The organism is Micromonospora sp. B11E3 (assembly GCF_039871625.1).
Classification (GTDB): domain Bacteria; phylum Actinomycetota; class Actinomycetes; order Mycobacteriales; family Micromonosporaceae; genus Micromonospora.
The window spans coordinates 75,371-97,811 of record NZ_JBDPMC010000008.1; the positions used below are offsets into that span (position 1 = coordinate 75,371).

Here is a 22,441-nt window from a genome sequence, read left to right on the forward strand (position 1 = left end):
AGATTGGAGGTGGCCGTGAACCACGTCGTGCGACGAGTCCTCGCGATGTTCCCGGCGCTCCTCGGTGTCGTGCTCTGCATCTTCCTTCTCACGCGTGTGCTGCCCGGTGACCCGGCCCGGACGCTGGCGGGGGAGCAGGCCGACCCGGCGACCGTCGAGAAGATCCGCGTCGAGATGGGCCTCGACCAGCCGCTGGTCGCCCAGTTCATCTCCTACGTGCGCGACCTCTTCGCCGGGGACTTCGGCTTCGCGTGGCACACCGGGCAGCCCGTCCTCACGGACTTCGCCTCCCGGCTGCCGGCGACGGTCGAGCTCGCCATCGTGGCGATCTTCATCTCGCTGCTCGTGGGGGTTCCGATCGGCGTCGTCAGCGCGACGCGCCGCGACCGGCCGATCGACCACGCCAGTCGCGTCTTCTCGCTGATCGGGGCGTCGATGCCGCTCTTCTGGCTCGCCCTCATCGTGATCTTCGTCTTCTACAACAGGCTCGGGTGGGAACCGGCTCCGCTGGGCCGCATCGCCCAGGGCGTGAACCCGCCGACGTCGATCACCGGGCTCTACCTCCTCGACTCGCTCCTGACCGGCGACGTCGTCGCGTTCAAGTCGTCGCTGGCCCACATCATCTGGCCGGCCCTGTGTCTCGCCACCGGGAGCACGGCGATCATCGCCCGGATGACCCGGTCCGAGATGCTCGAGGTGATCAACCAGGACTACGTGCGCACCGCCCGCTCCAAGGGCCTGCCGCCGGCCAAGGTCATCCTCAAGCACGCGCTGAAGAACGCCGCCCCCGTCATCGTGACCGTCGTCGGCCTCCAGTTCGGCCAGCTCCTCGGCGGCGCGGTCATCACCGAGACGGTCTTCAGCTGGCCGGGCATCGGCTTCTACGTCGTCCAGTCCGTGCTCGCCACCGACTACGCGCCGGTCCAGGCCTTCACGCTGCTCGCCGCGGCCGTCTACCTGACGGTCAACCTCTGCGTCGATCTGTTCAACGCCCGCCTGGACCCGAGGATCGAGAATGCCTGACACCACCGTGTCCGCCACCGCGACCGGCCACCGGGCCGCGTCGCCCGGCCCGGCGGGGTCGAGGCCCACGACGGCCTGGCGTCTCCTGGTCCGCAACCGCCTGGCGATGGTCGGTCTCGTCTTCATCGCGATCTGGACCATCGGCGCTCTCGTGGCCGGGCTGCTGCCGTACACGCCCACCGAGACCGGGACGGGGGGGCTCCTCGAACCGCCCTCCGCCGCGCACCTCTTCGGCACGGACAACTTCGGCCGTGACATCCTCGCCCGGGTGCTCGCCGGCGGGCGGATCTCCCTCTGGACCGGGCTCATCGCCGTCGGGATCTCGCTGCTCATCGGCGTCCCGATCGGCGCCGTCTCCGGCTTCGTCGGCGGGGCGGTGAGCGCGGTGCTCATGCGGGTGATGGACGTGCTCCTCGCGTTCCCGTCGCTCGTGCTGGCCATGGCGATCGCCGCCGCCCTCGGCCCGGGCCTGGCGAGCGCGATGGTCGCCGTGGGCGTCGTCGGCATCCCGGAGTTCGCCCGCATCGTCTACAGCCAGACCCGCTCGCTGCGGGAGCGTGACTTCGTCGAGGCCGGGCGCGCCATCGGCCTGCGTGACCGGACGATCCTCATCCGCCACATCATCCCGAACACCGTCGCCCCGATCCTCGTCCGATCGACCCTCGGCATGGGCTACGCGATCCTCACGGCCGCCTCGCTCAGCTTCATCGGCCTCGGCGCCCAGCCGCCGACGCCGGAGTGGGGCGTCATGATCTCGGACGGCCGCGGCTACATCATCAGCGGCGAGTGGTGGATGACGGTCTTCCCCGGCATCGCCATCGCCACCTCGATTCTCGGCTTCAACCTCATCGGCGACGGCCTTCGTGACGTCCTCGACCCGCGCCTGCGGACGAGCCGATGATCCGGTGCGGACCTGCCACGGACGCCAGCCCATCCGCCCACCCCATCCCCCACCTCTGACCTCAAGGAGAACAGTGTGAAGCGCAGCGCCACCCTGGCCGCCGCGGTCTCCGTGATCTTCGTCGCGGCGGGCTGTGGAGCCAACGCCAACCAGGGCGGTTCCTCGCAGGCCGACGGAGCCAAGGACACCCTCGTCGCCGCCTATTCGGAGGGCGGCAAGACCCTCAACCCCGCCGAGGCGAACGACGTCACGTCCGACACGTTCGTCGTGGCGGCCTACGACCAGCTCGTGACGTATGACCGCACGACGACGAACGGCAAGCCGACCGCCAAGACGGACAAGATCGTGCCGATGCTCGCGGAGTCGTGGAAGGCGAGCGCCGACTCGAAGAGCTACACCTTCACCCTGCGGCAGGGCGTGAAGTTCGAGGACGGCTCGGCCCTCGACTCCGACGACGTCGTCAAGAGCTTCGACTTCATCAAGAAGTCGAAATCGGCGAGCTTCCTCTACGGCATGGCCGGCATCGACACCGTGACGGCGGTCGACCCGCAGACGGTGAAGATCGACCTCAAGGCGCCGAACCACCTCTTCCTGCAGATCCTGCCGATGTACTCGTTCTCGATCATCAACATCGACAAGGTCAACGCCGAGGGCGGCGCCAAGTGGCTCGACACCCACACCGCGGGCTCCGGCCCGTACCGGCTGACGAAGTGGGACCCGGCGACCGAGGCGGTGCTCGAGCGCAACGACACCTACTGGGGTGACAAGCCGGCCCTGCGCAAGATCAACACGAAGTTCATCGGCGAGGCGAGCAACCGCGTCCAGCTCCTCGGCAAGGGCGAGGTCGACCTCGCCCTCGAGGTCCCGGCGAAGGACGTCGACAGCCTGTCGAAGCAGTCCGGCGTCACCATCGACTCCCGGGCCAGCAACAAAGTCCTCTTCTTCGGGATGAACAACGCCATCAAGCCGTTCGACAACCCGAAGGTCCGGCAGGCCATCTCGTACGCGATCCCGTACGACAAGCTCATCAGCGACGTCATGAAGGGCCAGGCGTCGCCGATGCGCTCGTCCGTGGCCAGCTCGACCCCGGGCTTCAGTGACGCCGGCTACGTCTACTCGCACGACCTGGACAAGGCCAAGGCGCTCCTCGCGGAGGCCGGCTACGCCAACGGCTTCAGCTTCGACTTCACCCTCGGCAGCGGCTTCGACGACTGGTCGGACGACGCCGTCCTCATCCAGGCCGAGCTGGCGAAGATCGGCGTGACGATGAACATCAACAAGATGGCGCGTCCGCAGTTCCTCGAGGCGCTCGCGACCAACAAGGTGCAGAGCTACATCACCCGCTGGACCTCGTTCGTCAACGACCCGGGCTACCACCTCGGCCTCCTGCTGACCAGCGACGGCACGAGCAACTACGCCAACTTCCACAACGCCGAGGTCGACAGGCTCTGGAAGCAGGCCTCGACCGAGACGGACCAGAACGTCCGGAACGAGCTGTACGGCAAGGCGCAGGAGATCATCAACACCCAGGCGCCGTGGGCGTACCTCTACGAGTACAACATCGTCGTCGCGCAGCGCGAGGGCGTGCAGGGGTACACCTCGTACCCCGACGGCATCATCCGGTTCTTCCAGATGAGCAAGGGCTGACGCCCTGAGGAGAGGCGCGCCGCCGGGCCCGCCGCCATCCCCGACGCGCCCGGCGGCCGCCTCCTCCACACCACCGCGAACCCACCTCCCCGCAGGCGAATACGACACCTGGAGCCTGACTTGACCACGACATCCCCCGACTGGGAGACCCGGGTCCTCGACGAGATCGAGCGCACCCGGGACGAACTGCTGACGCTCGCCGGAGACCTCATCCGCATCCCGAGCGAGAACCCGCCGGGGGACTGCACGGACGTCGGCAGGTTCATCGCCGACCACCTGCGTGCCGAGGGCCTCGACCCCGAGGTCCACGACGCGGGCGATGGTCGCCTCAGCGTCGTCGTCCACCGTGCCGCGAGCAACGCCGCGGTGGACGGCGACCCCACTTCGGCGCGCCACCTCGTGCTCGCCGGCCACACCGACGTCGTCCCCGTCGGTGACCTCAGCCGCTGGACGTTCCCACCCTTCGCGGGTGACATCGTCGACGGCTACCTCCGCGGTCGCGGGGCGAGCGACATGAAGGCCGGCCTCGCCGGCGTCATCCACACGCTCGTCGTCCTCCACCGCCTCGGTGTCCCGCTCGCCGGGAAGCTGTCGCTCGCGGCGGTGCCCGACGAGGAGCAGGGCGGCTCGCGCGGGGCGGACTGGCTCCTCGACCAGGGCGTCCTCGACGGCGCGACCGGCGCGATCATCGCCGAGCCCGCCGAGCGCACGCACCCGACGATCGGCCAGAAGGGCAGCAACTGGTTCCGGATGACGATCGACGGCAGGCCGGGGCACGGCAGCCTCCAGCCGCTGCACGGCGTCAGCGCGAACCTCCTCGCGGCCAGGGCCGTCGTCGCCCTGCAGCGGCTGTGGGACATGAAGCCGTCCCCGCCCGAGGACGTGGTCGAGCTCATCGAGCGGTCGAAGACGTTCGCCGAGGAGCGCGAGGGCTACGCCCCCGGCATCGGTGCCGTCTTCGAGCACGTCACCGTCAACATCGGCACGATCCACGGCGGCACCTCCTCGAACGTCGTCGCGGACCGCTGCGTCGTCGACGTCGACACCCGCGTGCCGATCGGGTTGTCGCGCGCCGAGGTCCTCGCCCGGGTCGACGAGCTGCTCGCCGAGGCGGGCGTCGAGGCGACGATCGAGCCGATCGGCTTCCGCAGCGAGCCGAACTGGACGTTGCCGAGCGACCCCGTCGTCACCGAGCTCGTCGCGGCCCTGCGCGAGCTGACCGGCGACCCCACCGCGGAGGGCGTGCTCCAGTGGGCGTCCTCCGACGCCCGCACCTTCCGCAGCCACGGCATCCCCGTGCTCCAGTACGGGCCGGCCGAGCTGGCCACCATCCACGGCTTCGACGAGAAGGCACCCGTCGCCGACGTCGTCCTCGCCGCGAAGACCTACGCCCTGACCACCCTCCGGTACCTCGGCGTCGCCGAGACCGCTGTCGAAAGCGAATGATCGTGCTGTCCCACGTCCTCACGGCCCTCGACCTCCTCGACCGTCCCGACGCCTCGGGCAAGCTCGTCGCCGAGCACCTGCGCGCCCTCGGTGACGACGCCTGCTCGATCACCGTCGAGACGGTGGCGGGCGAGCGCGGCTCGACCGACTTCATCCAGGTCACCGTCCCGGGCAGCCGTGGCAGGACCGTCGGCGGCGACGCCCCGACGCTCGGTGTCGTCGGGCGCCTCGGCGGCATCGGCGCCCGGCCGGAGCTCATCGGCTACGTGTCCGACGGCGACGGGGCCACCGCCGCCGTCGCCACGGCCGCCAAGCTCCTCGCGATGCACGCCCGCGGCGACATCCTGCCCGGCGACGTCGTCATCTCGACCCACATCTGCCCCGACGCGCCGACCCGGCCGCACGACCCCGTGCCCTTCATGGACTCGCCCGTCGACATCACCGCGATGAACGAGCACGAGGTCACCTCGGAGATGGACGCTGTCCTGTCCATCGACACCACGAAGGGCAACCGCATCGTCAACCACCGCGGCATCGCCATCTCCCCGACGGTCCGCGCCGGCTACATCCTCCCCACGAGCGCCGACCTCGTCAGCGTCCTGGAGACCGTGTCGGGCGAGCCCGCCGTCGTCTTCCCGCTGTCGACGCAGGACATCACGCCGTACGGCAACGGCCTCTACCACATCAACTCGATCCTCCAGCCGGCCGTCGCGACGGCCGCGCCCGTCGTCGGCGTGGCCATCACCACGGTGACGCCCGTGGCCGGCTGTGCGACCGGCGCGAGCCACGAGGTCGACATCGCACTGGCCGCGCGCTTCGCCGTCGAGGTCGCCAAGGGCTTCACCGCGGGCGTGGTGTCCTTCCACGACGAGGCCCAGGCGGCGCTCCTCGAGAGTCTCTACGGCCCGGCCACCCACCTGCAGACGACTGGAACAGCCCCCACGCAGGCCTGAGCGGACGCCCGCGCCCGAGCCCGGCGGCCCACGGAACAAGGAGCACGGACATGGCTGAGACCCTGCTGTCGATCGAGAACCTCTCGATCCGCATCGACACGTCCCGCGGCCCGATCCATCCGGTCCGGAACCTCGACCTGACCATCTCGCGCGGCGAGATGGTCGGACTGGTCGGCGAGTCGGGCTCGGGCAAGAGCGTCACCGCCATGTCGATCACCGGACTGCTGCCGGCGCGGCAGGCGCGCATCACCGGCGGGCACATCCGCTTCGCCGGGCGCGACCTCGCCGCGCTGTCGGACCGGCAGCTGCGCGAGATCCGCGGCAGGGACATCGCGACGATCTTCCAGGAGCCGATGACCGCGCTCAACCCGGTCTTCACGATCCGCGACCAGCTCACCGAGCCGTTGCGCCGGCACCTGCGCCTCGGTCGCCGGCAGGCGGCGGACCGGGCGGGCCAACTGCTCGACATGGTGGGGATCCGCAACACCGCGCGGGTCCTCGCCGGCTACCCGCACGAGCTGTCCGGCGGGATGCGCCAGCGCGTCATGATCGCCATGGCCATGGCGTGCGAGCCCAAGCTGCTCATCGCCGACGAGCCGACCACGGCGCTCGACGTGACGACCCAGCTGCAGATCCTCGACCTCATCATGGACCTGCAGGAGCAGCACGGGACGGCGGTCCTGCTCATCACGCACGACCTCGGTGTGGTCGCCCAGACCTGCCAGCGGGTCGCCGTGATGTACGGCGGTGAGCTGCAGGAGACGGCGCCGACGGAGCAGCTCTTCGCCGCGCCGCGGGCCGACTACACGAAGCGGCTGCTCAGCTTCATCCCCTCCGCCAACGAGCACGTCGTCGAGGCGGTCGAGGCGCTCGCCGAGGGAGGCGCCGCGCCCGGTTCGGCTCGCGTCGAGACACCCGCCGACGCCCGCCCCGAGGAAGCCGACGACGACGCGCCGGTGCTGCTGGAGGTCACCGACCTGACGAAGGTCTTCACCGGGCGGCGCCGCCGGCTGGGACGTCCGGCCGAGGCCGTCAAGGCGGTCGACGGCGTGTCCTTCCGGGTCCGCCGCGGCCGCACGCTCGCCATCGTGGGCGAGTCCGGTTCGGGCAAGTCGACGACCGGTCGGGCGCTGCTGCGCCTGCACGAGCCGACGTCGGGGGCGGTCACCTTCAACGGGGTCGACCTCCTCGCGGCGGGTGACGACGAGTTGCGTCGCCTCCGCGCCCAGATGCAGATCGTCTTCCAGGACACGTACGCCTCGCTCGACCCGCGGTGGACGATCCACCGGGCCCTCGCCGAGCCGCTGCGGTTGCACACGGACCTCGACGACGCGGCGATCCGCGCCCGCATCGTCGAGGTCATGGAGACGGTCGGCCTGCGGGAGGAGGACATCGACCGCTTCCCGCACGAGTTCTCCGGGGGCCAGCGCCAGCGGATCGGCATCGCGCGGGCCCTGATCCTCAACCCGAGCCTCGTCGTCTGCGACGAGCCCGTGTCGGCACTCGACGTGTCGGTGCAGGCCCAGGTGCTCGACCTCATGAAGCGGTTGCAGCGGGACCTCGGACTCACCTACGTCTTCATCTCGCACGACCTGTCCGTCGTCGAGATGATGGCCGACGAGATCGTCGTCATGAGCCAGGGCCGCGTCGTCGAGCGGGGCAGCGTCGAGCAGATCTTCACGGCGCCGCAGCACCCCTACACGAAGGCGCTCCTCGCCGCGATCCCGGTCGCCGACCCCACCGCGCGGGTCGACCGGGCCGTGCGGCGCCGCATCGTCGAGCGTGGCGTCGCGGCCGCCGACCTGCCCGAGAAGGCGGTGGCCTGATGCACGCGGCGGCTGCGGGCGGGTCAACCGGCGTACGGCCGAAACTCGGTCTCGTCACGATCGGCCAGGCACCCCGCGTCGACCTCATCCCCGACGTCGAGGCCGCCCTCTCCGGCGTCGACTGGGTGGAACACGGCGCGCTGGACCTCCTCGACGCGGACGGCGTCGCCCGGCTCGCTCCGCGCGGCGGGGAGCGTACCCTCGTCTCCCGGCTGCGCGACGGCTCGCGGGCCCGCCTCGGCGCGACGAGCATCGGCCCGGCGCTCGACGACGCCATCAGGCGGTGCGTGGCCGACCGCTGCGGCGCGGTCCTCGTGCTGTGCACCGGCCGCGTCGAGCACGGTCCGGCGTCGGTGCCGGTGCTCCACGCGGAGGACATCGCCCACGACCTCATGGTGCGGCTCGTCGGCGCGGGGCGCCTGGGCGTGCTGTGCCCCGTGCCGGAGCAGCTGCCGGACATCCGCCAACGGTGGGAGGAACGCCTGGGCCGGTCGGTCGTCGCGGCGGCCGTGGACCCCTACACGGCTGGACCCGACGAGGTGGCGGCCGCCGGCCGAAGGGTCGCCGCGGGTGGGGCCGACGTGGTCTTCCTCGACTGCATCGGCTACACGCAGGCGCAGCGGCAGGTCCTCGCCGCCGAGGGCGTCCGAGCCGAGACCGCCCGCCACCTCGCGGTGACGGGCGCGCTGGGCCACCTGTCCGCCACCTCGCGCTGACCGGGAGTCCGCACCGGGTCGGTGGCCCGCGGGGTCCGCCCGGTCGGGATCACGGCCCGGTACGCCGGTCAGGCCCAATCTCCCTCGAACAGTGGGGTGACCGGGCGCTCCCGGCGGCCGATCCGTAGGTCCCCGAAGACGGTGCTCCGCTGCGCCCGGTCGACCTCCGCGTCCAGGTCGATGTGCAGTTCCTCGGACGCGTCGTGGGCGGCGCCGATGAGCACGAGTTCGGTCCCGGGGTGGTCGAGGAACGCCGGCGGGTCGAGCGGGGCGAACCGACGGTCGTGGAACCTGCGCTGCAACGCGCCCGGCAGTCTGACCTTGCGGGACCCCTGGAGCCCGACCCCGGGCGGGGAGGGCGCCTGCGGGTTCTTCACCGTGACGATGTAGCTCGCCTCCGACTCGATGTTGAGGTCGTGCTGCGCCTCGCCGAGCCGCAGCGGCAGTTCGAGCTCGTACGCGAGGTGGGTGTGGTCGTCGTGCCGGGCGATCACGTACGCGCCCTCGGCGGCGGGCCGGGCCGGCGGCTGCTCCCGCGGGCCGCGGGTCCGCGTCCGGTACGCGCGCGCCCGCAGTGCCTCGTGCAACTGCTCCGGCCGGTCCACCACCTCGTCGACGAACGCCCAGAAGCGGTCGTGCTCCTCGATGTCGGGCAGGCGTTTCCGCCCTATCACCAGCAGCCGCAGGTGCCTCCCGTGCCACGGGTGCAGCACCACCAGCAGCCGCTGCACCTCCTCCAGGGAGTCGACGTGCTCCTCCTCGACGCGGGGTCGGTAGAGGAAGTAGATGTCCCCGTCCTCCAGCAGTTCGGCCATTCGCCCCGCGTACCCGCGACGGCCGCCGACCAACGGCCTCAGACGATGCCAAACAGCACGGCCGCGGACGCCCCCGACGCCGACTCCGCGCCGGTGGACGCGCCCGCCCGAGATTCGGGCGGGCGCCAGGGCACCGGTGGCCGCGTCACGTTCTGCGCTCACCTCGCCTGCCACCCACCGGCCCGCAGCTCGATCGCCCCGTTACCAGATCCCGGCGGGTCAGCCGGCGGGTGGGGCGGTCCAGGAGGACCGGATCAGCTCCCGCTCCGTGGCGGCGAGGTGGGCGGCCGCGGCGAGCCACGCCCAGGCGTACCGGTCCGGGTCGGGATCGGTGAGCCGGCCGAACGCGTCCCGGCCCCGCCGGTCGGACTCGTCGGCGAGCCCGGCGGCCACCGCGGCGGCGGTGGTGAAGCCGGCGCGGCGCAGCGGACCGACCAGCCCGGCACCCTCGCCGCGGGCCGCCTCGGCGACGGCCCGGCGACCGCCGGAGACGGCCAGCTCGACCAGCCTGCGGACCCGCCACAGCGGGGACTCCGCGACCGCGTCGGCGCCGACCGCGAGAACCGGTTCGGTCGTCGCGGCCGCGTCGCCCGGCGGCAGGTGGCTGCCCTGGAGTTGGTCGTAGCCGAGGTCCGCCCGGCCCTGCCAGTCCGCCGGCAGCCGCAGCGTCGCGGCGGCACCGGGCACCGGGCCCACCGCGAGCGGGCGCAGGGTGCTGGCCCGGTCCGGGTCCAGCCGGCCGACCACCCGGATCCGCAGACCCGGCCGGGAGGCGAGCCGCCGCAGGTTGGCCACGTGAGCCAGCACCGGGTGGGAGTTGACCGGCACCAGCCGGATCACCGGCCCGTCCGATACCGGCGCACGGTCTCCTCCGGCGTCGGTCGCGGGGGCCAGCTCGCGGGCCAGCACCTGGTCACCGACGGCGCCCACCACCATCAGGTCGCAGCCGAGCAGCGCCGTCCCGGCCCGGGCCGGGTCCTCCGGGTCGTCGGCGGCGAGCTGGGCGGTCACCACCTCGGCGAGCGGCCGGGCGAACAGTTCCGCCAGCGGCCCGGCGGACCAGTCGGACCCGGGCAGCGGGGTGGCCCGGACCCCCTTGCCGGCACCGAGCCGGCCGTCGGGGGAGACGGTCGTGCCGGTGATCCGCAGACCGCCGCGGGCCAGCACCGCGTGGTTGACCGCGACCGCGCCCATCTCGGTGACTGCCCGGGCGCCGTTCTGTGCCCGCTCCGGGCCGCCCGGTTTCACGTCGCCGAAGGAGAGCCGGCGCCCGTCGGCGGCGACGAGGTGGGTGACCACGCCGGCGTACCCGGTCGCGCTGATCACCGGTTCCCGACAGACGCCGTACACCTCCAGCGTGCCGTCCGGCTGGTAGGCCCGCCGGAGGACGCCGACCAGCGCCGGGTCGGAATCGCCGGCGGCCAGCCGGCCGGCCACGTACAGCAGGTCGTGCAGCACGTCGACCAGCTCGGCCAGCCGGTGGCCGGCCTGCCGTCCCCGGTGGGCGCGCAGGCCGCGTACCGCGCGCAGCGCGGCGCTCTCGGCCCGCGGCAGCCCGGCCAGCCGGGCGCCGTGCGCGGCCCGCAGCAGTTCGGCCTGGGGAATCGCGCCGGCGGCCGGCACGCCGGCCGCGAGCACCGCGGCGGCCGCCCGCCACAGCGCGCCGGCGGCGGCCCGTTGCGCCTTCGTCGGTGCCGCGCTCCGGCCGGTACGACCGGCGGCCGGGCCAGCCGACTTTCCGGCGCGCCCCGTCCGGCCGGTGGCCGCGCCGGCGCCGTCCGGGTGGGACGACGCGACGGTGGTGGACGCCGGATCGGGGTGGCCGGCCGGGTCGGCGGCCGGGCAGGCGACCAGGACCGCCGTCCGGTGCAGACAGCGGGGCGTCAGCAGGCAGCTGCACCGCGCCTGCCGCGGGTCGGTGACCGCGCCGGTCGGTCCGGGCGTCAGGGTGACCAGGGCCTCGGGGCCGCAGTCGACCGACACGGCGCCGTCGACCCGGCCGACCGGTACCCCGGCCAGTCGCTCGACGGTGGCGTCCAGCCGCTTGTGCAGCCGGGGCGGCAGGGCCGCCACCGCCGCGGCGGCGACCCTCGGCAGCACCGGCGGCAACCGGTCGGTGTCCACGATGGTGGTTGTGCGGTCCGTCAACGTGATCCTCCGCGTACGCGGTCGCCCACCCAGCGGGCGAGTTCGAGCGGGCTGAGAGCGGCGACCGGCATTCCGGCCGCGACGAGCTGCTGGGCGACCGGCACCGAGTAGCAGGGCACTCCTGCGTCGTTCAGCGCGGCGCAGCCGAGCAGATGCACGCCGGAACCGGCCAGCGCGCGGACCTCCCCGAGCAGCCCGGCCAGCGGGTAGCCCTCCTCGAAGTCGCTGACCACCGCGACGATGGTGCGGCTCGGCACGGTCACCAGCGAGCGGGCGTGGGCCAGCCCGGCGGCGATGTGCGTACCGCCGCCGACGCGCACCTCCAGCAGCAGCGACAGCGGGTCGTCGACCCGGTCGGTCAGGTCGACCACCTCGGTGGAGAAGGCGAGGAAGTGGGTGGACAGGGTGGGCACCCCGGCCAGTACGGCGGCGGTCAACGCCGACCACACCACCGACGCCTCCATCGAGCCGGACACGTCGACCACCAGCACCAGCCGCCAGTCGGCCTCCCGCCGCGTCCGGGTGTTGAAGACCGGGCGCTCCGGCACCACCACCGTCCGGCCGTCGCCGAGCCGCTGGGTGTGCGCCAGGTTCGCCCGCAGCGTACGGGCGAGGTTGATCCGGCCGCCGGGGCGGCGGGACGGACGCGGGTTGGTCAGCCCGGTCAGCGCCGGGCGCACCTGGGTGGCCAACTGCCTGGTCAGCTCCTCGACCAGCCGCCGCACCAGTGGCCGCAGGGTGGCCAGCTGCGCCTCGGGCAGGCCGCCGGCCAGCGACAGCACCGAGGTCAGCAGCTCCATCGAGGGGCGTACCGCGGCCGGGTCGAGCTCGGCGAGCACGTCGGTACGGCCGCTCTCGACAGCCCGGGCGATGACCTCCTCGCGTACCGCGGTGCCGAACAGCGCCTCCAGTTCGTCGGCCCACTCGCGCGCGGTCGGGAAGGAGGCATCCTGGCCGCCGCCGGACGTCTTGCCGAGGTCGGTGGCGCCCTCGCCCTGACCCGCCCCGTACAGCTCGTCCAGCGCGCGGGCGTAGCGGCGGGCGTCGGCCGGCAACCGGTCGGGCTGGCGGCCGAGCAGCAGCCGCCACCGGTCCGCAGGCGTGAGCCGGGCGGCCGGCGTGTCCGGCCCGGGTTCGGCGCCGGCGGGGGCGTCGGCGGAGTCGGCCGGCGTGCCCGGGATCGGGATGCCGCGGGCGACCAGGGCGGCCCGGCCGGCCGCGTCGGCGGCGGCCCAGCGGCCCAACAGCTCGGGCGGGGCCGACAGGGCCAGGTCGAGCCGGTCGCCCAGCCGTTCGGCGACGGTGTGCAGCAGCCGGTCCCGGGCCGCCGGGGTGAGCACGTCGAACCCGCCGCGCAGCGCCGGCAGCCGGTCCAGGAACTCGGCGTCGGTGAGCCGCTCGATCCGGTCCAGCAGCGGGTCCAGCGCGGCCGGGGCGGACTGCAGCAGCGGATGGGCCGCGGTGAGCAGACCACCGAGCAGCCGGTGCAGGTGCCGCCGGGTGTCCGGTCCGGTCGCCGCGTCGATCCAGCCGGCCACCCGGGTGCCCAGGGTCTCCAGGTCGGTCAGGTCGAGCAGCACCCGGGCGGCCAGGGCGGCGCCCTGGATCAGCGGCGAACCGGCCCGGGCCAGGTGGCCGAGGGCGTCGTCCAGGCGCAGGCCGATCCGGTCCTCACCGGCCCGGACCGCGAGGTCGACCAGCGCGGCGGCGTCGGCCGGGGCATCGCTGCCGGCCAGGCCGGGCAGCCCGCGGACCGCCGCGTCCAGCAGCACGACGGCCAGCTCGGCCGCCCGGGCCCGGCCGTCGGCGGTGGTGCCGGGCAGGTGCTCCCGGCGCAGCGCCTCCAGCAGGTCCAGTGCGGCCAGCAGCTCGGGCAGCGTGCCGGTGCCCGGCAGCACCGCGGCGGCCAGTTCGAGCCGGTCGGTGACCAGCTCGGGCAGGTCGCACCGGGCGGCGTCGCGGAGCCCGGTGAGCAGCTGCGCGGCGGTGGGGCCACCGTCGGCGGTCTCCCGGCGGAACCGCTCCCGCAGGGTGCCGGCCGCGGCCAGCGCCGCGGTCACCCCGCGTACGCCGACCAGGTCCAGCCGGGCCGCCACGGACGGCGTCCAGGCCAGCTGCCAGCGGGTGGTCAGGGCGGCGCCGTCGCCGGTGCCGGACACCGCGATCGGCTCGCCGTAGCCGACGCCGCAGACCTGGAGGCGGTGCAGCAGGATCTCCCGCCGTCCGTCCAGCTCGGTGCGCAGCGGGTCCAGCCGCACCTCGCGGGACTTCGGGCTGTCCGGGTTGGGCAGCCGCAGCGCGGCGAGTTCCGCCTCGACCGCGGGGCCGAGCCCGGACCGCGGCGTACCGGGGGCGATGCGGCCCCGCTCGGCGCCGACCAGCACGGTCTCCAGCGCCCTGGCCAGCGCCCGGCCGCGGCCGAGGAGTTCGCCCTGGCCGAGCACCGTGGTCACCGCCTCCAGCAGCTCGCCCCGGCCGGGGGCGGGCAGGTTGCGCAGTCGGGCCAGGTCGCCGGCCAGCCGCACCGCCTCGGCGGCCTCGCCGGTACCGGCGGTGTGACCGGCCGCGCGCAGCTCCCGGCACAGGTCGGTGACCGCCCGGGCGGCGGCGGCGCGGATCCGTTCCGGGTCGCCGGCGGCGGTGAAGACGGCCTGCTGCCAGCGCGGGTCGCGGATCCCGGCCGGGTAGCCGGACCGGGAGTCGAGCAGGTCGAACGCGTACGGCACCAGCGAGGTGACCGCCGTGCCGCTGGCGGCGGCCGGCCCGGACCGGGTCGCCACGGAACGGACCGGTCCGGCCGGGGCAGCGACGGGCCGGGCGGGCGCGGCGGCGACACCGGCGGCCAACGCCGGAGCGGCGGCGCCGGCAGCCGGGACGCGGATGCCGTCCGACGGGGCGCCGACGTTGTCCGACGGGGCGCCGAGCAGGGCCGGGGCATGGAAGGCGCCGACGACGGCGGCGACCCGCCGACCGTCCGCGCCGGCCTCGGCCAGCACCCGGCGCATTTGCCGCTCGCGGGCCACGTCCCGGGCCGGTACGCCGTCGCCGCCGTCGCTGTCGGCACGCATCGCCCAGCCGACGCCGAGGGCGGCCCGGCGGACCGCCTCGGGCGGGCAGCCCGGGGCGCGCACCTCGACCACCCGGTCCCACAGGTCGTCGCCGTCGCGGCCGGTGCCGCTGGCGCCGAGCGCGGCGGCGTAGCCGGTCCGGCGCGGGCCGGGCGCCGCCTCGGCGGCGTCCGGGTCGGTATCGCCGCCGGCGTCCGGCTCGGAACCGACGGTCGGTTCGGCGTCGGCGGCCGAGGCGGTGGTGTCGGCGGTCCAGCCGGGGTCGGCCAGCGGCAGGTCGCAGCAGACCACCTCGACGCCGCGCTGCCGGGCCCAGCGGATCGCGGCCAGCTCGGGGGAGAAGTCGGCGAACGGGTAGAAGCCCGTCGGCCCGTCCGCGCCGTGGCTGCCGACCAGGGCCAGCGGCGCCCGGGCAACCGGGTCGGACAGGTACGGCAACCAGCGCTGGAAGTCGGCCGGCAGCTCGACGCAGACCACCTCGGCCCCGGCGGCGTCCAGCAGCGCCGGGACCACCGCCGCGAGGGCCGGGCTGTGGTGCCGCACCCCGATCAGGTACGGCCGGACCGATCCGGCGAGCGCGTCGACCACGGCGCGCGGATCGGCCGTCGACAGGTCGGCCGCCGTCGGATCGACCGTCGACGGGCCGGCCGCCGCCAGGTCGCCGGTCGGCGAGGCCGCACCGGTCGATGTGCTGGATGGGGTCCTCAACGCAGGCTCTCCCGCAGGTCCCAGAGCCGGCGCCACATCGCGGAGCCGTCCTCGGCGCGGCGGCGCACCGGGCCGTCCCAGTAGCCGAGCAGCCGGGCGTGGTCGTTCTGGTCGTCCTTGCGGACCACGCCGAGCAGGTGCCCGGGCACCAGGTCGAGCGCGTCCTGACCGGGCAGGTACGCGGCGGACAGGCCGAGCGACACCGCCACCTGCACCGCCTCGGCGGTGGACATCACCGTGCCGGGCCGTTCCACGTCCCAGCCCTCGCCCGACCGGCCGGAACGCAGGTCACGGAACACGGTGACCAGGGCGTCCAGCACCGCGTCGTCCACCGCGTACGCCGCCCCGGCGCGCCGCACGGCGGCGGTGGCCTGCCGGCGGACCAGGTCGGTCTCCGTGTCCGCGTCCGCGATCGGGTGGATGGTCTCGAAGTTGAACCGGCGCTTGAGGGCCGAGGACATCTCCGACACGCCCCGGTCCCGCAGGTTGGCGGTGGCGATCACGGTGAACCCGGGCACCGCGCGGATCAGGCCGCCCTCGGTGCCGGCCAGCTCCGGCACGTTCATCCGCCGGTCGGACAGGATGGACACCAGCGCGTCCTGCACCTCGGGCAGGCAGCGGGTGACCTCCTCGATCCGGACCACCCGGCCGGTGCGCATCGCGGTCAGCACCGGCGAGTCGACCAGTGCCTGCGGGGTCGGGCCCTGGGCGAGCAGTAGGGCGTAGTTCCAGCCGTACCGGAAGGCGTCCTCGGTGGTGCCGGCGGTGCCCTGCACGGTCAGCGCGCTGGTGCCGCAGACCGCGGCGGCGAGCAGCTCGGACAGCATCGACTTGGCGGTGCCGGGCTCGCCGACCAGCAGCAGACCCCGCTCGCCGGCCAGGGTGACCACGCACCGCTCGACCAGACTCCGCTCCCCGACGAACTTCGGCGGGATGATCATGCCGGCCGGCAGTTCGGCGCCGTCCGGGCCAATGCGCCGGTCGGCGGGCAGCGTCAACGCCTCGCCGTCGCTGCCCTGGACGAAGGTGACCACGGCGCGCGGGGTCAGCGCCCAGCCCGGCGGCCGGGCCCCGTCGTCGTACGCGGCCAGGAAGGCCAGCTCGTCGGCGTACCGCTGTTCGGCGGAGAGGACCTGGGCGGTGGTCTCCGGTGCCGCGGTGGGGCGGACGTGTTCCGTCACGGTCACGGGTGTGTTCCTCGATCTCTCTGGCTCGGAAGGGGTGTTCGGGACAGGGGTCAGCGGCGGGTGCCGCGGGTGGGCAGGTTGTCGAAGCGGGGCCGGTCGCCGTCGCGGAGGCGCTGCCAGGCCCGCCGGTACAGGTCGGCGGCCGGTTCGAAGGGCACGGTCACGCCGAGCCCGGCCGTACCGTCCGGCGCGAGGTCGAACAGGACGACCTTCCAGCCCTCGATCGGCGCGTGCCCGCCGCGGCGCTCCAGCCACGGGCCGGGCAGGAACAGCGACCGGCCGGCCCGGGGCCGGCCGGCCTCGACGACCAGGTCGGTGCCGGCCAGCTCGGCGCGGGCGGCCTTCAGCCGGGCCGGCCTCCAACCGGTCCACTTCGCCGTGTTGCGATCGGTCGGATCCGGCATGGCCAGCAGCATCAGGTACACCGCCGCGGCGTCGGCGCCCAGGCCGTGCTCCCCGGCCACCTCGGCAACCAGATCGGACACCGAGCGGGTCGGATCCTGCGGCCACCAGGTCCCGTCCGCCGCCCGCGCGCCGCCGTCCGGTTCCCCCGGATCGCCGAGCAGCGCCGCGAACCGCGGGTCGCGGACCAGGCGCAGCGCCACCTCCATCGGGTACGGCTTGGCCGCGTCCTCCCGCAGCGCCGGCAGGTACGGGTCCGTCCCCTCGGCGTCGAGCAGGTCCGGCCGCAGCGCCGGCGACGGTTGGCTGTCGTAGGTGGCCAGGACGATGGCGCCATACCGTTCCCAGCCGGGGCCGGTCTCGGACGGGGTGCCCGCCACCTGGCGGAACGCGGGCAGGGAGACGTACTGGTCGAGGTCGAGCAGCAGGCCGGGGTTGGCCAGCCGGTCCCGGATCACGGCCAGCGCGGCCGGCAGCGCCGCCCGGCACGGGTCGCCGGCCGGCGTGTGGTGGGCGACCCAGGCCGCCAGGGCGACCGTGGAGCGCAGCACCCCGCCGGTGAAGCCCGCCGCCCGTCCGTCGACCTGCCGGGCCCGGTCGCCATTGATCTCGAAGGTCAGGTCGGTGCTCAGCTCGACCGAGCGGGCCGGGTCGAGCAGCGCGGGCAGCGCCTTCGCGGGCCCCCAGCCGGTCCGGATCGCGCGCACCGCATCGGCGAGCAGCTGCTCGGGCACCACCACCCGGCGCCCCAGGGCGGCGTTCCAGACCGCCGCGGCGGCCGCCACGTCCGGACCGTCGGTCCACAGCCGGGCCGGGTCGGCCGGCAGCAGCGCCGAGAGCACGGCCCGCCGGAGCGGCGCGCTGGCCTCCTTCAGCACGCCGAAGGCCAGCTTGACCTCGCCGACCTGCCTGATACCGAGCGCCCTGCGCAGCTCGGTCGGCACGGTGCCCGCCGAGTCCGCGTACGGCATGCCGGCCAGCACCAGCTTCGCGGCGGTGGCGGTGACACCGGTCAGCTCGGCGAACTGCTCGGCCGCCTCCGGCCGCCAGGGCAGCGGGCCACGCGCGGCCCACGCTTCGAGGAGACCGGCCAGCCAGCCGGCCGGCCGCTCGTCGCCGACCGGTGCCGAGGACTGCACCGTGTACGGCTCGGGCACGGCGAACACGCCGGCCGGATCGTGGTACAGCGCGTCGAAGGAGTGGCCGGTGGCCGTGCCGCCGGAGTCCAGGACGGCGATGAACGCCCCGTCGGGCAGCGGCAGGATGCCCGGCGTGACGTATCGGCGCGTGCCGTCGGGGTTGTCCAGGTGGCCGTCCAGCAGGTGCAGCGTGAACCGGCGCCACCGGGCCGGCTCGGCCGCCGCGCCCAGGTCGAGCCGGTCCAGCTCGGTGAGCAGGGCGCGCAGCGTCTCCCGGTGTTCGTCCGCGGTGACCGCCGCGACGGCCCGGTAGGCGACGGCCGCGACACCGCCGAGCAGGGGCCACCACCCCAGGGCGTTCGGTAGGGCCGGTCCGTCGAGGTGCAGCCGTACGGCGGATTCGCCCCCGGTGGGGGCGGACCGCTGGGCGGCGAACGCCTGGAGTTGGGTGAAGGTGTGGGCAGAGCTGCCCCTGCAGTAGGTCGAGCCACGCAGGCCGTCCAGCGCCGCGTTGAGCTGCTCGTCGGTGGGTCCGGCCGCGGTGGCCACCGGGGCCGCCGCCTTCGGGGCGGACAACGCCCTGGTGAGCCGCTCGGTCACCGCGTCCAGGTCGGTGCGTACCCGGGCGGCCAGCCGCAGCGCCCCGGCCACCCCGGCCAGCACCGCATTGTGGCTGACCGTCGGCAACGTCGAGCGGACCAGCTCGACCAGCTCGTCCCTGTCGCCCTCGTCGCCGGTGGTGGACGGTCCGGAGCCGGCGGCGCCGGCCGGCGCGCCGACCAGGGACGCCGCGACGGCGGCGTGACGGCCGGTGACGGCCTGCGCGGCTGTGGGCGACCGGAAGCGGGCGGCCGTCTGCGCCGCGGCCCGCGCGGCCGCTTCGGCCAGGGCGGCGCGACGTTCGTCGAGGGCGGCCTTGAACAGCGCGGCGGCGGTGTCCCGGTCCATCCGGCGCAGGGCGGCGGAGCCGGCCGGGTCCCGGGGCACCAGGTGCCCGAGGAACCGCTGCCCCGGCAGCGGAACCGCGTCGGGGGTGTAGCTTCGGCTGCCGGCGGCGGCCGACACCACCCCGTCCGGGTCGACCAGGGCGAAACTCTTGAGGACGGCCCGCGGCCGGTCGTCGCCGGGCAGCACCAGCGCCGCGATCGGCTCCTGGCCGGGGGCCACGGTGACGGTACGACCGGCCAGGTCCGCACCGCGTACCGAGCCGTCCGGCAGGGTGACCACGCGCCAGCCGAGCAGGCCGTCCACCGGAACGGCGGCCGGGGTGGCCCGGTCGGACAGGGCCGGCCGCAGCCAGCTGGCCGACTCCTTGAGGTGGCTTCCGGCGACCGGAAGGTCGGCCAGGAACCGGGGCAGGCTGCGCCGGCCGTGGGTGTTGCCGGCCGGGTCGTACTCTCGCCAGCCGTGCTCGCCGTCGTCCTCGCCGCGGCGGTAGACCCAGTGGGCGGTGCCGTCGGTGATGACCGGCAGCTCCACCGGGAGGGTGGTGTCACCCGCGTGCAGCACGCCGCCGCCGGTGGTCCGCCCGCCGCCGGGCAGCGGCAGGGTGATCTGGTTCGCGCGCGGCTGGCTGCCGTGGTGGTTGCCGTGGACGGGCTGCGCCTCATCGGGCGACGAGTGCCAGTAGCCGCACAGGTTGTAGCCGAGCGCCTTGGAATGCCAGCAGACCAGCAGTTGGCCGTCGACGTACTGGTAGCCGGGCCGGCCCCACACGTCGCCGGCCGGGATGCGCAGGTCGTGGCGGAGCACGATGCCCTCGGCGCCGAGCACCCGCACGGTGGTCGGCCCACCCAGGATCACGTACGGCCAGGCTTCCTGCCGGGTCACCTCGACCCGGTGGTCGCCGCCGGTCACCTCCTGCCAGGCCAGCTCCCAGTCCGGCCAGCCCAACTCGTCGATGATCCCGCCGCGTAGGCTGCGGGCGACCCGATCGGCGAGGTCGACGCCGAGGGCGCGTCCGAGGTCGCCGCCCTGACCGGCGTCGCCGGGCCGGTCGAGGTCGTCGAACACCAGGCGCAGCGCCTCGACCGGGAGCTTGCCCAGCCAGCTCACGGACTCCGGCAGGTACGGCAGCCCGGCGGCGAACCGGTGGCGGATCCGGGCCCGCAGCCAGTCGGTCAGCAACGGCCGGATGCCCGGCGTCCCGACCAGCCGGCGCAGGGCGTGCTGCTGGTCGTCGAGCTGGTCGAGGCCCCGGCGCAGGGCCCCGGCGAACCGGTCGTCGCCGGCCACGGCGAGCAGATCCCGTTCTCCCTCGACCTTGACCCAGTGCGCCAGGTCCAGGGTGTCGCGCTCCTTCGGCGGGGCCACCGGCAGGTCGAGGGCGAGCAGCAGGTCGAGCAGGTCCAGGTCGCCGTCGGCGGTCAGGGTCTCGCCGCTGTCGGTCAGCTCGGCGCGCAGCCGGTCGGCCATCCGCTCGACGAGTGGGTACAGCTGCGGCACGCGGCGGCGGTGGTGGTGGCCGGAGTTGGCCCGGCTCACGAAGCGGCGCAGCCAACCGACGGAGCCGTCCTGCGGGCGGGCCGCGTCCGGCACGTCGGGGTCGAACAGTCCGGCGAGCGCGCCGGTGTCGGTCAACAGGGCCAGCCACGGGACCAGGTTGTTCCGGTCGGCGGGCATCAGGTCGAGCAGGCTGCCGCGGATCGCCGGGTCGCGGCCGGTCAGCGCCGTCACCGCCGGCAGGTGCGCCTTCCACCAGCCGGCCGGCGCCTCGGCGGCCACGGGTAGCCGGAGCAGCTCGGTCAGGTAGGCCGCCTCCCGGTCGGCGACGGCGGCGGCGCCGGCCCTACCGGCGGCCTTGGCGGCGGCCCGAACCAGCCGGTTCACGGCGGTGGCCGCCTGCGCGGACGGCACCACGCCGGCGGCCGAGGCCCGCAGCGCCAGCCGGCAGAACCGGTCCAGCGCCTCGCCGGCCGGCAACTGGGCGGACAGCTCCTTGGCGTAGCCGGCCAACGCGGTCGCGGACACCACCCTGGCCGACGCGAACTCCAGGTAGACCTCGTCCAGCCGGTGCAGGTCGACCGGCAGGCCGTGCTGCGCCTCCGCCTTGCGCGCCTTGTTGAACAGCTGCGTCGCGTAGGTGTCCTGCCCGGCGGCCAGGAACACCCGCGCCGCCTGCTCGTAGAACGTCGGCAGGAAGTGCGGCAGCGTGCGGGCGAACCGGTCGGCGATCCCCTGGTGCCCGCCCAGGGCGGCCTTCGGCCGCGACCGTACCTGCTTGGCCAGCTTCTGCAACTCCGGCACCACCGCCAGCGCGTGCCGGCCGTCGGCCGGGTGGTGTACCAGCACCCATTCCGGGAAGGCCAGCGGGCGCCGCGGGCCCAGCCCGACGACGGCCGGCTCGGCGTCCGGGGTCAGGCCGAGGAACCCGACGGCGATGTCCTCGCCCTCGCCGAGGGCGGCGTCGACCAGGCGGACCACCGGCCGGTCGTCGAGGGCCGGGTGCCGGTAGGTGCGGGCGGTGAGCGGCACCGCCCGGTCGCCGGTCCCGGTGGCGTCGGCCGGCAGCACCGCGCCGGCGGTCAGCAGGCTCTCCGCCGAGTCCTCGCCCGACACGGTCGTCATCCCGGTCATGCCTTCTTCCCCGTTCCGGTCACGGCGCCGGACAGGGCCGTCGCCATCCGCATTCCTTCCGACCAGGCCACCGGCCCGACCTCGGTCAACCGCAGCGTTGGTCCGTCCACGACCGACCAGGAGAGGGCGCCCAGCGTCGCCTCGGAGTCCCAGTAGTCCTCGTCGAACCACATGGCCGCCTCGACCGTGCGGCCGGCCTCCCAGACCCGGCACCTGACCTGCGAGCCGGAGACCCGGAAGCCGAGCGTGGCGGCCCGGGCGGCCAGCCGGTTGGGGACCGTGGTGCCCCGGAAGTCGGTGACGGTGGTGTCCCGGTCCTTCAGATCGGCGGGTTTGCCCCAGGTGCTCCGGTGTAGTTGGTCGATCCGCTGGGTGACGTCCAGCTCGTCGGCGAAATCGCGAAGGTCGGCCAGGTCGGTCAGGCGCACCGGGTGGGGCAGCGTGGCGTTGGCCGGCGAGAGCCGGACGGTCTCCCCGTCGAGGTTGACCACACGCAGGTCACCGGTGTCGGTGACGTCCCGCAGGAAGCCCGGCTCGGCCGGGTCGTCCCCGAGGACCACGAGGTCGTGCAGCGCGCCCCGCCAGGCCGGGTCCGGCCAGACCCGGGCCAGCAGTCCGGTCGGCACCGGCAACGAGGACACCACCCAGGCGTCGACCCGGGCCAGGCATTCGGCGGCGTGCCGGTCCAGCCACTGGGCGAGCTGGCGCAACCGGTCCACCTCGGGGTCGTCCCGCAGCGCCTTCGGCAGGGTCTTCAGGGGACGGCCGGTGGCCCGCGGGCCGACGGACCGGGCCGCCACCTTTCCGTCCACGAGGGAGATCTCGTACGAGTCTCCCACCGGTAGCCAGCCCATCAGGAATACCCTCCGCAGTGGCAAATTAGCCA

The 22,441-nt window shown here is 74.5% G+C and carries 13 protein-coding genes; 7 read left to right on the forward strand and 6 right to left on the reverse strand.

Features of this window, described 5'->3' with window-relative positions; genetic code table 11:
- The first annotated feature begins 15 nt into the window (after positions 1–15).
- The 7 genes from ABGB16_RS06755 (at position 16) to ABGB16_RS06785 (ending at position 8,512) form a co-directional block, all read left to right on the forward strand.
- Positions 16–1,023, forward strand: a complete 1,008-nt coding sequence (locus ABGB16_RS06755) for an ABC transporter permease (RefSeq protein WP_347667085.1) — start codon at positions 16–18, stop codon at positions 1,021–1,023.
- Entirely contained in the window at positions 1,016–1,924 is a 909-nt protein-coding gene (locus ABGB16_RS06760) for an ABC transporter permease (RefSeq protein ID WP_347667086.1), read from the forward strand. Before ABGB16_RS06755 ends, ABGB16_RS06760 begins: the two co-directional genes overlap by 8 nt.
- A gap of 75 nt (positions 1,925–1,999) precedes the next feature.
- Positions 2,000–3,571 carry an ABC transporter substrate-binding protein gene (locus ABGB16_RS06765; RefSeq protein ID WP_347667087.1) on the forward strand — a complete coding sequence of 524 codons (1,572 nt, stop codon included), beginning with the start codon at positions 2,000–2,002 and terminating at the stop codon, positions 3,569–3,571.
- A 120-nt stretch (positions 3,572–3,691) separates the two neighbouring features.
- Entirely contained in the window at positions 3,692–5,017 is a 1,326-nt protein-coding gene (locus ABGB16_RS06770) for a M20 family metallopeptidase (RefSeq protein ID WP_347667088.1), read from the forward strand.
- Positions 5,014–5,970, forward strand: a complete 957-nt coding sequence (locus ABGB16_RS06775; protein ID WP_347667089.1) for a DUF1177 domain-containing protein — start codon at positions 5,014–5,016, stop codon at positions 5,968–5,970. The genes ABGB16_RS06770 and ABGB16_RS06775 overlap by 4 nt, the downstream gene beginning before the upstream one ends.
- A 50-nt stretch (positions 5,971–6,020) precedes the next feature.
- On the forward strand, positions 6,021–7,796 hold the full coding sequence (locus tag ABGB16_RS06780; protein ID WP_347667090.1) for an ABC transporter ATP-binding protein: 1,776 nt from the start codon (positions 6,021–6,023) through the stop codon (positions 7,794–7,796).
- A complete protein-coding gene (locus ABGB16_RS06785; RefSeq protein ID WP_347667091.1) occupies positions 7,796–8,512 on the forward strand; it encodes an AroM family protein in 717 nt (238 codons plus the stop codon). The genes ABGB16_RS06780 and ABGB16_RS06785 overlap by 1 nt, the downstream gene beginning before the upstream one ends.
- Before the next feature lie 68 nt (positions 8,513–8,580).
- On the opposite strand, the gene ABGB16_RS06790 is transcribed toward ABGB16_RS06785, so the two are convergent.
- The 6 genes from ABGB16_RS06790 to ABGB16_RS06815 form a co-directional block, all read right to left on the reverse strand.
- A complete protein-coding gene (locus ABGB16_RS06790) occupies positions 8,581–9,327 on the reverse strand; it encodes a hypothetical protein (protein WP_347667092.1) in 747 nt (248 codons plus the stop codon).
- A gap of 219 nt (positions 9,328–9,546) precedes the next feature.
- Entirely contained in the window at positions 9,547–11,475 is a 1,929-nt protein-coding gene (locus ABGB16_RS06795) for a hypothetical protein (protein WP_347667093.1), read from the reverse strand.
- Entirely contained in the window at positions 11,472–15,251 is a 3,780-nt protein-coding gene (locus tag ABGB16_RS06800) for a DUF5682 family protein (protein WP_347667094.1), read from the reverse strand. The genes ABGB16_RS06795 and ABGB16_RS06800 overlap by 4 nt, the downstream gene beginning before the upstream one ends.
- Entirely contained in the window at positions 15,248–16,438 is a 1,191-nt protein-coding gene (locus tag ABGB16_RS06805; protein WP_347667095.1) for an AAA family ATPase, read from the reverse strand. The genes ABGB16_RS06800 and ABGB16_RS06805 overlap by 4 nt, the downstream gene beginning before the upstream one ends.
- Before the next feature lie 50 nt (positions 16,439–16,488).
- A complete protein-coding gene (locus ABGB16_RS06810; protein ID WP_347667096.1) occupies positions 16,489–21,555 on the reverse strand; it encodes a hypothetical protein in 5,067 nt (1,688 codons plus the stop codon).
- A complete protein-coding gene (locus ABGB16_RS06815; RefSeq protein WP_347667097.1) occupies positions 21,552–22,409 on the reverse strand; it encodes a DUF4132 domain-containing protein in 858 nt (285 codons plus the stop codon). The genes ABGB16_RS06810 and ABGB16_RS06815 overlap by 4 nt, the downstream gene beginning before the upstream one ends.
- Between the last annotated feature and the right edge of the window lie 32 nt (positions 22,410–22,441).

Coding starts and splice junctions, on each gene's coding strand:
- ABGB16_RS06815 (WP_347667097.1), bottom strand. CDS start 22,409: ATGGGCTGGCTACCGGTGGGAGACTCGTACGAGATCTCCCTCGTGGAC.
- ABGB16_RS06785 (WP_347667091.1), top strand. CDS start 7,796: ATGCACGCGGCGGCTGCGGGCGGGTCAACCGGCGTACGGCCGAAACTC.
- ABGB16_RS06790 (WP_347667092.1), bottom strand. CDS start 9,327: ATGGCCGAACTGCTGGAGGACGGGGACATCTACTTCCTCTACCGACCC.
- ABGB16_RS06775 (WP_347667089.1), top strand. CDS start 5,014: ATGATCGTGCTGTCCCACGTCCTCACGGCCCTCGACCTCCTCGACCGT.
- ABGB16_RS06780 (WP_347667090.1), top strand. CDS start 6,021: ATGGCTGAGACCCTGCTGTCGATCGAGAACCTCTCGATCCGCATCGAC.
- ABGB16_RS06810 (WP_347667096.1), bottom strand. CDS start 21,555: ATGACCGGGATGACGACCGTGTCGGGCGAGGACTCGGCGGAGAGCCTG.
- ABGB16_RS06760 (WP_347667086.1), top strand. CDS start 1,016: ATGCCTGACACCACCGTGTCCGCCACCGCGACCGGCCACCGGGCCGCG.